Raw genomic sequence first — 12094 nt, 5'->3', positions numbered from 1 at the left:
TCGGGGGAGAGGCCCCCGGCGACAGCACGCGGAGGCGGTCAGTCATGACTCAGATGTCCACCGAGGTCCTCGGCGACGAGCGCGGCACGCTCCTCGCCTTCGTCGAGTCCCAGCGCGCGGCGATCCGCGGGACGCTGGCCGGGCTGGACGAGGAGCAGGCGGCGAGCCGCCCCAGCGCCAGCGAGCTCAGCCTGTCCGGGCTGCTCAAGCACGTGGCCGAGTGCGAGCTGAGCTGGCTGCGCATGGCCCAGCGGAAGCCGAACGAACGGCAGCGCACCGAGGAGGACTACGCGAACGCCTTCCGGCTCGCCGAGGGCGAGTCCGTGGCCTCGGTCCTGGAGTTCTGGGACGGGATCCGACAGGAGACGGAGGCCTTCGTCGCCGCCGTCCCGAGCCTGGACGCCACCTTTCCGCTGCCGCCGGCGCCGTGGTTCCCGAAGGACGCCAAGGTCTCGGTCCGCTGGATGCTGCTGCACCTGGTGGAGGAGTTCGCCCGGCACGCGGGCCATGCGGACATCGTCCGCGAATCCATCGACGGCACCAAGGCCATGGGTTAGGTGAAGGGCGGGGTGCCGGGCGGGGCGAGGGGCCGGACGGCCGGCAGAACCTGGACCTGTTCGGCCGCCTCCACCACCTGGGCGCGCGCCGGGCCGGGCGGCGCGCCGACGAACCGCTGGAGCGCTTCGGCCTCGCGGACACCGGCCGGAAGGGGGCCAGGCAGTACAGCGGCGGTATGCGGCGCCGGCTCGACCTCGCCGCCTCCCTGATCACGGACCCGCAGGTGCTGTTTCTGGACGAGCCGACCACCGGCCTCGACCCGCGCGGCCGCGCCCTCGTGGGCCGCCGACCACGCGGCCCTGCCGGCGGTCGCCTGGCCGCTCCTGCTGCTCGCGGTCTTCTTCCCGCTGGCGGTGGGCCGCTACCGGGGCCTGAGCAGGTAGCCGGCGGAAAGGGCTTGCACCTCACGCGGCGTGAGGAACCACAGTGAAGGGCGTACCCGAGCAGAGGAGGGAAGCGATGGGCTACTCCGTGGGCCAGGTCGCCGGTTTCGCCGGCGTCACGGTGCGCACCCTGCACCACTACGACGAGATCGGCCTGCTCTCCCCGAGCGGCCGCAGCAGCGCGGGACACCGGCGGTACGACGACGCCGACCTGGACCGGCTTCAGCGGATCCTGTTCTACCGGGAGCTCGGCTTCCCCCTCGACGAGGTCGCGGTCCTGCTGGACGACCCGCAGTCGGATCCACAGGAGCATCTGCGCCGGCAGCATGCCCTGCTGACCGACCGGATCGCCCGGCTCCAGCAGATGGCCAAGGCCGTTGAGCACGCCATGGAGGCGAAGAAGATGGGCATCAACCTCACGCCCGAGGAGAAGTTCGAGGTCTTCGGGGACAAGGACCCGGAGCGTTACGCACAGGAGGCCGAGGAGCGCTGGGGCGACACCGAGGCGTACGCCGAGTCGCAGCGCCGGGCGGCCTCGTACACCAAGGACGACTGGCAGCGGATCCAGGACGAGTCCGCCGCATGGGGCCGCCGCTACGCGGCGGCCATGGAGGCGGGCGAAGCCGCCGACGGCGAGCGTGCGATGGACCTCGCAGAGGAGCACCGCCTGCACATCCACACGTGGTTCTACGACTGCCCCTACGAGATGCACACCTGCCTCGGCGAGATGTACGTGGCGGACGAGCGCTTCACGGCGTTCTACGATGCGATGAAGCCGGGCTTCGCGGCGCACCTGCGCAACGCGATCCTCGCGAACGCCGTGCGCCAGGTGTAAGCGGAATATCCCGCAGGCGACCCCCGCCGGTACCTGGAACCGGGCGGGGGTCGTGTGCGTTGATAATTGAAACCGCCCCCATCGGCACGTCCCCCTCGATCCAGGAGAGCCCGGAACCCGTGTATACGCTTGCGCTCGGCCCTGAGTGGCTGTCCCCGGACTACCTGATCTCGCACTTCGGTCTGATCGGCATCCTGGTCATCGTCTTCGCCGAGTCGGGTCTCTTCGCCTTCCTCCCCGGCGACTCCCTGCTGTTCACCGCCGGTCTGCTGGTCGCGGACGGGCAGTACATCAAGCAGCCGCTGTGGCTGGTCTGCACCCTCATCGTCGCCGCGGCCATCATCGGCGACCAGGTCGGCTACATGATCGGCAAGTTCTTCGGGCCGAAGCTCTTCAACCGTCCGAACTCCAAGCTCTTCAAGCGGGAGAACCTGGACAAGGCGCACGAGTTCATGGACAAGCACGGCCCCAAGGCCATCGTGCTCGCCCGCTTCGTGCCGATCATCCGCACCTTCGCCCCGATGGTCGCGGGCGCCGGCACGATGAAGTACCGCACCTTCCTCACCTACAACATCATCGGCGGCATCGGGTGGGGCGCGGGCGTCACCGTCGCGGGCTACTGGCTCGGGCAGATCTCCTTCATCAAGGACAACGTCGAGCCGATCCTCGTCGGCATCGTCCTGCTGTCCGTCATCCCGGTCGCCTTCGAGGTGCTGAAGGCCCGCAAGGAGGCCAAGGCGGCCGCCGGCCGGGCCCCGGAGGCCGTCGCCGCCGACGACGGCACCGGCCCGCAGGCCCCGGGTCAGCGCGGGCGCCACGCCAAGCGCTGAGACCGCACGCGCCGAACGGGCCGTACGCCCGCCCCACCGGGGCAGGGGGTGCGGCCCGTTCCGCGTCCCCGACGCCCGGACGCAGGGCCGCCGGCGGCCGTCAGTAGCCCCGGGTCCGCTTCGCCGCCGCGCGGCTTCCGGCGCTCGCCGCCCCCGGGATGCGCATGAACAGCCGGGAGGTCTCCGACCCCAGGTTGACCCCGATCGCGATGGCCAGCGCGATGGCCGCGGCGTTCACCAGGGAGCCGAGCCCCTCGTTGAGCCGGTCCTCGGCGATCAGCAGCAGCCCGTAGTACGTCGCCGAACCCGGCAGCAGCGGCCCGATGGCGGCCGTGACGTACGGCAGGGCGGAGGCGAAGCGGTAGCGGGAGAAGAGCTGGCCGAAGAGGCCCACCAGTCCGGCCGCGACGGCGGTGGCCGGCACGGGCGGGATCCCGCCCGCGTAGTGCAGCGCTCCGAACGTCACCCACGCCACCCCGCCGTTCAGGGTCACGATCCAGACGGTCGAGCGTTCCTGCTGGAGCAGGATCGCGAAGGTGAAGACCAGCACCATCGACGCCGCGATCTGGATCAGCGGCCGCTCGGTGATCTGGAGGACCTCCTCCGGCTTGGGCGAGGCGCCCAGCTGGAGGCCGAGATAGAGCACGACCAGTACGCCCATGATGATGCCGATGAAGAGGTACATGACCTCCAGGAGCCGGGCGGCCGCGGTGATGTAGAAGCCCGTCAGGCCGTCCTGCACGGCCGCGACCAGGGCCCGCCCGGGCAGCAGCGCGAACAGTCCGCCGGTGATCACGGCGGAGGCCTTGATGTCCTCGATCTCCGCGAGCTTGAGCGCCACCCCGAAGGCGGCCGGCGGCATCGCGGCGGCCACGAACTGGTAGAACTCCGGCAGCCCGCGCCCGGCGCACAGCCACGCGAGCCGGTCACCGAGGACCGCGCCCAGCGCGGCCGCGCAGAAGACCAGCACCCGGCCGCCGACCAGCACCGAGGCGGCCCCGGCGAGCAGCCCCGCGGCCGCCGTCAGCACCCACGTGGGGTACGGGTGCCGGTTGCGCCGGATCTCGGCGAGGCGCCGGTAGGCCTCTTCCAGCGTGATGTCGGTGTCCGGCGAGCTGATGTCGGCCACCAGCCGGAACACCGCCGCCAGACGGGTGTAGTCGGTGCCCCGGCGGCGCACCGTCCGGCTCGCCGAGACCGGATCGTCGACCAGCGACGGCTGGTGCGTGATCGACAGCATGGTGAAGGTGACCGTCGGCTCGCAGCGGTCCAGCCCGTAGGAGCGGGCCACGGCGAACATCGCCGCCTCCACGTCCTCGGAGCCCTCGCCGCCCGACAGCAGCAGCTCGCCGATGCGCAGCGTCAGGTCGAGCACGCGGCCCACGGCGGGCCCCGCCTCGCTCGGCCGCTGCACGAGGTCCGGTACGGGGCGCACGTCGACCGGCATGCGCAGCATCGTGCGCATGCGGTCCTGCCAGGGCGACTCCTTCAGCCGGACGGCGGGGAAGCCCTGGCCGGGGGTGTAGGCGGGAGGGGATTGCGCGGCGCTGTAGGTGGCCGGCGCGGCGAAGGCCGAGCCCTCCGGCTCGGGCGGGGCCGGACCGGTGTTCGGCGGGCGGACGAACTCGGAGGTGGGCTGGTCGTCGTCGGCCGTGTCCGGCTCCATGCCCGGAGGCGGCGTGAAGGCGCTGTGCGCCTCGTCGGACTGGGGCTTCCTGTCCTCCGCCCCGTCGGCCTCCGCCACGCGTCCTCCTGTTCGTGATCACCCGGATCATCAGTATGCGGAACCGTTTCCTCCCCGTCGAAACCTGGCTCCCCCGGAAGCACGACGGCGGGCGGCATCCCCGAGGGAATGCCGCCCGCCGTCATGCTTCGGAGGGCGCGGGGGAGTGCCCCGGCCCAGCTACCACCGAGCCTGGGCTCAGTGGTGGCCGCCCTGCGCCTCCAGGCGCTTGTACGAGGCCTCGATCTCGGCCTCGGCCTCGGCGCGGCCGACCCAGTTCGCGCCCTCGACCGACTTGCCCGGCTCCAGGTCCTTGTAGACCTCGAAGAAGTGCTGGATCTCCAGGCGGTCGAACTCGGACACGTGGTGGATGTCGCGCAGGTGCTCGACGCGCGGGTCGGAGGCCGGCACGCAGAGCAGCTTGTCGTCGCCGCCCGCCTCGTCCGTCATGCGGAACATGCCGATGGCGCGGCACTTGATCAGGCAGCCCGGGAAGGTCGGCTCGTCGAGGATGACCAGCGCGTCCAGCGGGTCGCCGTCCTCACCGAGGGTGTTCTCGACGAAGCCGTAGTCGGCCGGGTAGCTGGTCGAGGTGAAGAGGCGACGGTCCAGACGGATCCGGCCGGTCTCGTGGTCCACCTCGTACTTGTTCCGCGAACCCTTGGGGATCTCGATGGTGACGTCGAACTCCACGTCCTGCTCCTCCATGATCAGCTTCATTGCTTCGAGACGGCATTGATTCAACTGCGTGCGCGTCCGGCCCGTCCCTCTCGGGTGGGGTGCCATGCTCGCGGCAAGACGCAGTGGTTAAGTGTCCCTCACGCATATGTGTGATCGCGAAAGGGGCTGGTCCGAGATGCCATTGGTCAAGACGTGGCAGCTCACCGCGGGTGCGGCCGTCGCCGGCCTCGCCCTGTCGGTGGCAGCCGTGACCGCCGCCGGTCCGTGGGACTCCGGCCAGCGTAAGGCCGAGCGGGACGCGGCTGCCTCCTGGAGCCGCACGGGTGGTGCAGATCACGGTGGCGCGGCCGGCGCCGAGCGCCTTCCGCAGGCCGCGCCCAGTGCCCCCGGGGTCCTGGCCGCCGTCGGGCCCGGCGTTCCGCAGGGGCAGGCCGCCGCGGCCGCACCGGCCGGCACACTGGCCGCCAGGCTGGGCCCGCTGCTGGCCGATCCGGCCCTCGGCACCGTCCGTACCGCCTCCGTCGTGGACACCGCCACCGGACAGGTGCTCTACGAGTCCGGGGCGCGGACCGCGATGACGCCCGCCTCCACCGTCAAGATCGCCACCGCGGCCGCCGTCCTGGCCGCGCTCGGGCCCGAGCACCGGATCAGGACCACCGTCGTGCCCGGCGCCGCCCCCGGCCAGATCGTCCTCGTCGGCGGCGGCGACCCCTCCCTCACCGCGAAGCGGAAGAACCCCGCCGGTGCCGGCGGCAGTCTCGTCGTCCTCGCCGCCGACGCCGCGCAGGCGCTCAAGGCCGCCGGCACCGACACCGTGACCCTCGGGTACGACGACAGCCTCTACAGCGGCCCCGTCCGGCACCCGATCGGCGTCAACCCCAACATCGCCCCGGTGACCGCACTGGCGGCCGACGAGGGCCGCCCCGACGACTCCGTCTCCGGGCCCGTGGACCGCACCGACGACCCGGCCGGTGCCGCCGCCCGCGCCTTCGGCGCCCTGCTGGCGGAGCGCGGCATCACGGTCACCGGGGAACCCGCCCGGGCCAGGCCGGCGGCCGGTGTCCAGCCGCTGGCCGTCACCCGGTCCGCCCCGGTGGCCGGCCTCGTCGAGCGGATGCTGACCAACAGCGACAACGACATCGCCGAGGCCCTCGCCCGGCAGACCGCCCTCGCCTCCGGCCGGCCCGCCAGCTTCGAGGGGGCCGAGAAGGCCGTCACCGAACGGCTCGCCGCCCTCGGCATCGACACGAGCGGCTCCCGCTTCGCCGACGGCAGCGGACTGAGCCGCGCCGACAAGGTCAGCGCAAGCCTGCTGACCGGCCTGCTCACCAAGGCCGCCGACCCGCAGCACCCCGAGCTGCGGCCCGTCCTCACCGGGCTGCCCGTCGCCGGATTCACCGGGACCCTGCGCGCCCGCAACGCGGGCACCTCCCCGGCGGCCGGCCTGGTCCGCGCCAAGACCGGCACCCTCACCGGAGTGAACTCCCTGTCCGGCACCGTGGTCGACCCCGCCGGCAGGCTCCTCGCCTTCGCCTTCCTCACGGCGAACAGCCCCGGCCCCCAGGGTGCCGAGAAGGGCCTCGACAAGCTGGCCGCAGCTGTCGCGGGCGCTCCGTAAGGGGTCCGCAGGACGCCTCCCCCACGTACGGTTGACGCATGACGAGCATCAGTGGTGCGGAGATGGTCGACTGGAACCTCGCGGTCGCGACCGCGACCCGGCTGGTACGGCCCGGCCCGGAGGTCACCCGGGACGAGGCACGGGCCGTCGTCGCCGAGCTGCGCGGGCACGCCAGGACCTCGGAACGGCACGTACGCGAGTTCACCCGGATGATCCCGGACGGCGCCGCCGTCCCCGACACCCCCGTCCTGGTCGTCGACCGGGCCGGCTGGGTCAAGGCCAACGTCGCCGGATTCCGGGAGCTGCTCATGCCGCTCCTCGGCAAGATGCAGGACCGCCGCGCGGCCGCCCCCGGCGGAGCCGTGCTCGGGGCCGTCGGCGGCAAGGTCACCGGCGTCGAGCTGGGCATGCTGCTCAGCTTCCTGGCCTCTCGGGTCCTGGGGCAGTACGAGACCTTCGCGCCCGTCTCCCGCGACCTGCCGGCCTCCGCGGCGGGCGGCCGGCTGCTGCTCGTCGCCCCGAACATCGTGCACGTCGAGCGCGAGCTGGAGGTGGCCCCGCACGACTTCCGGCTCTGGGTCTGCCTGCACGAGGAGACGCACCGTACCCAGTTCACGGCCGTCCCGTGGCTGCGGGCCCACCTCGAAGGCGAGATCCAGACGTTTCTCGGCGCCACCGACGTGGACCCGATGACCGTCCTCGAACGCATCCGGGAGGCCGCCCAGTCCTTCGCCGGCGCCCGCCCCGACGCCGAGCGCGGAGACGAGGGCCGCTCCCTCGTCGAGCTCGTGCAGACCCCCGAGCAGCGCGAGATCCTCGGCCGCCTCACCGCCGTCATGTCCCTGCTGGAGGGCCACGCCGACTTCGTCATGGACGGCGTCGGCCCCCAGGTGGTGCCCTCGGTCGCCGAGATCCGGGAGAAGTTCCAGCAGCGCCGCGCCAGCGGAGCGGGTCGGCTCGACGCCGCCCTGCGCAAGCTGCTCGGCCTCGACGCCAAGCTGCGCCAGTACCGCGACGGCGAGCGCTTCGTGCGTGCCGTCGTCGGCCAGGTGGGCATGGACGGCTTCAACCGGGTCTGGACCTCACCGAACACGCTGCCCACCAAGGCGGAGATCGACCGGCCCGCGGACTGGGTGGCCAGGGTCCACGGCAAGGGGGGCGAGACGGGAGGGGAGACCGGCGGGGAGGACCGGGAGGGCTGACACCCGGGCGCACGGGCCCGCCGCGCGCCGGCGGGCCCGTGCCGCACGGTCCCGGCCCTTCTCCCACGTTCACCCGCGCCACACGTGACGGAGAGGCCTAAACATGTCTCACTGGGGGAAGCAGCATCACCCGTCCGAGGGACCGTGAGCCGTAGAAGGGCGTGCGATGCTCGGGGAACGGCTCGGTTCTGTCACCATCGACGCACTCTGAGTGACATCCTCTCCGTTCTGCGGGGGTAGTCGGGCAAGCGCCCCCGCACACCACCCGAAGCCTCCGAGGCATCCCAACTCCATCGAAGGGCACCGGACATGGGTCCCCATCCTGCGGTCGCGGCGATACGCCTGGCGGTCCGCCGCGTACTCCACGACGTCCTCACCGACCTCACCGACCTCCCCCGGACTCCGTCCGGAGGCATCCCCCGTGCCGACCGTCGCACCGGCTCGGGCACCCCGCCACTCGTGCTCGTCGCCTGCTCCGGCGGCGCCGACTCCATGGCCCTCGCCTCGGCCCTCGCCTTCGAGGCCCCCAAACTCGGTATCCGGGCCGGCGGCATCACCGTCGACCACGGACTGCAGGCCGGCTCCGACCAGCGGGCCGCCGAAGTCGTCGCCCGCATGACCTCCCTCGGCCTGGACCCGGTGGAGTCCGTCGCCGTGCGCGTCGGCCGCGGCGCAGGCCCCGAGGCCGCCGCCCGCGACGCCCGCTACGGCGCCCTGGACGAGGCCGCCGACCGCCTCGGTGCCGCCGCGGTGCTGCTCGGCCACACTCGGGACGATCAAGCGGAAACCGTCCTGCTGGGACTCGCCCGCGGATCCGGCATCCGCTCGCTCTCCGGCATGGCCGAAGTCTCCGGCGGTCCCGGACGCAGCCACCGCTACCGCCGCCCCTTCCTCCAGGTCGACCGGCAGACCGCCCGCAAGGCGTGCATGGTGCAGTCCCTGGCCGTCTGGGACGACCCGCACAACATGGACCCCGCCTACACCCGCTCCCGCCTGCGCCACGAGGGACTGCCCGCCTTGGAGAAGGCGCTCGGCAAGGGTGTCGTGGAGGCCCTCGCCCGTACCGCCCAGCTCTCCCGCGACGACGCCGACGCGCTCGACGCCTGGGCCGCCGAGGCGGACCGCGGCGTACGCGACGAGGACGGCCGCCTGGAGTGCGCCAAGCTGTACGCCCTCCCCCCGGCCGTCCGCCGCCGGGTGCTGCGCAGGGCCGTCGTCGCCGCCGGCTCCCCCGCGGGCTCCCTCTTCGCGCGCCACATCGAGGAAGTCGACCGCCTCATCACCGGATGGCGCGGTCAGGGTGCCATCAACCTGCCCGGCCGGGTGGAGGCCCAGCGCCAGGGTGGCAGACTTGTCATCCGGCAGGGCTGATTGGTGCTGAAACACGGCTGAGTCCTCCGGGGGCCACCCCGGAGCCCCGGCCGACAACGAAAGTGATGCGGGTGGACGAGAAGGACATGGGCAACGACCTCCAGTCGGTGCTCATCACCAAGGAAGAGATCGACGCGAAGCTGGCCGAGCTGGCCGCGAAGATCGACGCGGAGTACGCGGGCAAGGACCTGCTCATCGTCGGCGTGCTCAAGGGCGCTGTCATGGTGATGGCGGACCTGGCGCGCGCCTTGTCCACCCCGCTCACCATGGACTGGATGGCGGTGTCCTCGTACGGCGCCGGAACCCAGTCCTCCGGCGTGGTGCGGATCCTCAAGGACCTGGACACCGACATCAAGGACAAGCACGTCCTGATCGTCGAGGACATCATCGACTCCGGGCTGACGCTGTCCTGGCTGCTGTCGAACCTGGGCTCCCGCCAGCCGGCCTCTCTGGAGGTCGTCACGCTGCTGCGCAAGCCCGAGGCCGCGAAGGTCGCGATCGACGTGAAGTGGGTCGGCTTCGACATCCCGAACGAGTTCGTCGTGGGCTACGGCCTCGACTACGCGGAGAAGTACCGCAACCTGCCGTTCGTCGGCACCCTCGCCCCGCACGTCTACGGCGGCTGACCCCGACCGGCCCCCCCTGGGAACCACCGGCCCGGCCGGGGAACCCGGGGGCGGTTCCCGCCGTTGGAGCAGGGGAAGGCGGGTCTGTCACCCGTCCCACGGGCCGCGGGTGACAATTCAGGGGTACATTCCGAAGAACAGTCTTTACTCACACAGCAGCATTTACCTACGGGCAGGAGGGACGGGGCGCCTGGCGCCCCGTATGGATGGACGTGAAGCGATACTTCCGTGGGCCGGTCATGTGGATCGTGCTGGCCGTCCTCGCCGTGGTCGTGTTGATGAATGTCGTCGGCTCCGGCGGCGGCTACAAGTCGGTGGACACCAGCGAGGTCATCAAGGCGATCAACACTGGCCAGGTGGAGACAGCCAAGCTGACCACCGGCGACAGCCAGATGATCAAGATTGAGCTCAAGCAAGGCGAGAAGCTCGGCAAGCACGACGGCACCAAGTTCCAGGCCAACTACATCGGGGATCAGGGCGTCCAGCTCGCCCAGACCCTCCAGACCAAATACGACGCCGGTCAGATCCCGGACGGCTACTCCGTCACCCCGGACAAGACCAGCCCGTTCCTGAGCGTGCTGCTCTCGCTCCTGCCCTTCGTCCTCATCGTCGTTGTCTTCCTGTTCCTGATGAACCAGATGCAGGGCGGCGGCTCCCGAGTCATGAACTTCGGGAAGTCCAAGGCCAAGCTGATCACCAAGGACACCCCGAAGACCACGTTCGCCGACGTCGCGGGCTCGGACGAGGCCGTCGAGGAACTCCACGAGATCAAGGAGTTCCTCCAGGAGCCGGCGAAGTTCCAGGCCGTCGGCGCCAAGATCCCCAAGGGCGTGCTCCTCTACGGCCCGCCCGGCACCGGCAAGACCCTGCTCGCGCGCGCCGTCGCGGGCGAGGCGGGTGTTCCCTTCTACTCGATCTCCGGTTCCGACTTCGTCGAGATGTTCGTCGGCGTCGGTGCCTCGCGTGTCCGCGACCTGTTCGAGCAGGCCAAGGCCAACGCCCCGGCGATCGTCTTCGTCGACGAGATCGACGCCGTCGGCCGGCACCGCGGTGCGGGCCTCGGCGGCGGCCACGACGAGCGCGAGCAGACCCTCAACCAGCTGCTCGTCGAGATGGACGGCTTCGACGTGAAGGGCGGCGTCATCCTGATCGCCGCCACGAACCGGCCCGACATCCTCGACCCGGCGCTCCTGCGCCCGGGCCGCTTCGACCGGCAGATCGCGGTCGACCGTCCCGACATGCAGGGCCGTCTGGAGATCCTCAAGGTCCACCAGAAGGGCAAGCCGGTCGCCCCGGACGTGGACCTGGGCGCCGTCGCCCGCCGCACCCCGGGCTTCACCGGTGCCGATCTCTCCAACGTCCTCAACGAGGCCGCGCTCCTCACGGCCCGCTCGGACAAGAAGCTGATCGACAACCACGTCCTGGACGAGGCGATCGACCGTGTCGTGGCGGGCCCGCAGAAGCGGACCCGGATCATGTCGGACCGCGAGAAGAAGATCACCGCGTACCACGAGGGCGGACACGCCCTGGTCGCGGCGGCCTCGCCGAACTCCGACCCGGTCCACAAGATCACGATCCTGTCCCGCGGCCGGGCCCTGGGCTACACCATGGTCCTGCCCGACGAGGACAAGTACTCGACCACGCGCAACGAGATGCTCGACCAGCTGGCGTACATGCTGGGCGGGCGCGCGGCCGAGGAGCTGGTCTTCCACGACCCGACCACGGGCGCGGCGAACGACATCGAGAAGGCCACGGCCACGGCGCGGGCCATGGTCACGCAGTACGGCATGACCGAGCGCCTCGGCGCGATCAAGTTCGGCGGCGACAACACCGAGCCGTTCCTGGGCCGCGAGATGTCGCACCCGCGGGACTACTCGGAAGAGGTCGCGGCGCTGGTCGACGAAGAGGTCAAGAAGCTCATCGAGACCGCGCACAACGAGGCCTGGGAGATCCTCGTCGAGAACCGCGACGTCCTCGACAACCTGGTCCTCGCGCTGCTGGAGAAGGAGACGCTGGGCAAGGAGGAGATCGCCGAGATCTTCTCGACCATCGTCAAGCGTCCGGCCCGCCCCGCGTGGACCGGATCCTCCCGCCGCACCCCCTCCACCCGTCCGCCGGTGCTCTCCCCCAAGGAGCTGCAGCTGACGAACGCGGCGAACGGCACGTCCGCCGTCACGCCGGTCTCCACGGAGAAGGGCATCGAGGTGGCTCCGGAGGACCTCCCGGAGTAGCCGGAGGGTCGACCCACCCGGAATGGAAGCCGCGCC

The 12094-nt window shown here is 71.5% G+C and carries 10 protein-coding genes and 2 pseudogenes; 10 read left to right on the top strand and 2 right to left on the bottom strand.

Features of this window, described 5'->3' with window-relative positions; all coding sequences use genetic code 11:
- Positions 1-44 precede the first annotated feature (44 nt).
- The 5 genes and pseudogenes from AW27_RS14700 to AW27_RS14680 all read left to right on the top strand — a co-directional run bounded on the left by AW27_RS14700 (position 45) and on the right by AW27_RS14680 (position 2606).
- On the top strand, positions 45-557 hold the full coding sequence (locus tag AW27_RS14700) for a DinB family protein (RefSeq protein ID WP_037921113.1): 513 nt from the start codon (positions 45-47) through the stop codon (positions 555-557).
- Between the two features lie 32 nt (positions 558-589).
- Positions 590-868: pseudogene (locus AW27_RS14695) on the top strand (ATP-binding cassette domain-containing protein); the annotation flags it as partial.
- A pseudogene (locus tag AW27_RS14690) lies at positions 825-941 on the top strand (ABC transporter permease); the annotation flags it as partial. The pseudogenes AW27_RS14695 and AW27_RS14690, both read left to right, overlap by 44 nt.
- A 76-nt stretch (positions 942-1017) precedes the next feature.
- A complete protein-coding gene (locus AW27_RS14685) occupies positions 1018-1776 on the top strand; it encodes a MerR family transcriptional regulator (RefSeq protein WP_037921115.1) in 759 nt (252 codons plus the stop codon).
- Between the two features lie 119 nt (positions 1777-1895).
- Complete coding sequence (locus AW27_RS14680; protein ID WP_037921116.1) at positions 1896-2606, top strand: VTT domain-containing protein; 711 nt, start codon at positions 1896-1898, stop codon at positions 2604-2606.
- A gap of 100 nt (positions 2607-2706) precedes the next feature.
- Here AW27_RS14680 and AW27_RS14675 read toward each other — a convergent pair whose 3' ends face one another.
- Both AW27_RS14675 and AW27_RS14670 read right to left on the bottom strand, forming a co-directional pair.
- On the bottom strand, positions 2707-4350 hold the full coding sequence (locus tag AW27_RS14675) for a threonine/serine exporter family protein (RefSeq protein ID WP_037921119.1): 1644 nt from the start codon (positions 4348-4350) through the stop codon (positions 2707-2709).
- Between the two features lie 177 nt (positions 4351-4527).
- Positions 4528-5022 carry an inorganic diphosphatase gene (locus AW27_RS14670; protein ID WP_030031597.1) on the bottom strand — a complete coding sequence of 165 codons (495 nt, stop codon included), beginning with the start codon at positions 5020-5022 and terminating at the stop codon, positions 4528-4530.
- 163 nt (positions 5023-5185) lie between these two features.
- Here AW27_RS14670 and dacB point away from each other — a divergent pair, with 163 nt between their 5' ends.
- The 5 genes from dacB to ftsH all read left to right on the top strand — a co-directional run bounded on the left by dacB (position 5186) and on the right by ftsH (position 12058).
- Positions 5186-6628 carry a D-alanyl-D-alanine carboxypeptidase/D-alanyl-D-alanine endopeptidase gene (gene dacB, locus AW27_RS14665; RefSeq protein WP_037921122.1) on the top strand — a complete coding sequence of 481 codons (1443 nt, stop codon included), beginning with the start codon at positions 5186-5188 and terminating at the stop codon, positions 6626-6628.
- Positions 6629-6666: 38 nt separating this feature from the next.
- Positions 6667-7830: a zinc-dependent metalloprotease gene (locus AW27_RS14660; protein WP_052030443.1), complete on the top strand. Its 1164-nt coding sequence runs from the start codon at positions 6667-6669 to the stop codon at positions 7828-7830.
- Between the two features lie 309 nt (positions 7831-8139).
- On the top strand, positions 8140-9201 hold the full coding sequence (gene tilS, locus AW27_RS14655; RefSeq protein ID WP_037921125.1) for a tRNA lysidine(34) synthetase TilS: 1062 nt from the start codon (positions 8140-8142) through the stop codon (positions 9199-9201).
- A gap of 65 nt (positions 9202-9266) precedes the next feature.
- A complete protein-coding gene (gene hpt, locus AW27_RS14650) occupies positions 9267-9827 on the top strand; it encodes a hypoxanthine phosphoribosyltransferase (RefSeq protein WP_030010907.1) in 561 nt (186 codons plus the stop codon).
- A gap of 206 nt (positions 9828-10033) precedes the next feature.
- Positions 10034-12058 (top strand): ATP-dependent zinc metalloprotease FtsH, encoded by a 2025-nt coding sequence (gene ftsH, locus AW27_RS14645; RefSeq protein WP_037921127.1) that lies wholly within the window; start codon positions 10034-10036, stop codon positions 12056-12058.
- Positions 12059-12094: the final 36 nt, after the last annotated feature.

It is taken from the genome of Streptomyces sp. PCS3-D2 (assembly GCF_000612545.2).
In the GTDB taxonomy this organism is placed as follows: domain Bacteria; phylum Actinomycetota; class Actinomycetes; order Streptomycetales; family Streptomycetaceae; genus Streptomyces.
Note: the sequence above shows the minus strand (reverse complement) of the source record. Positions and strands in the feature narration are given on the sequence as shown.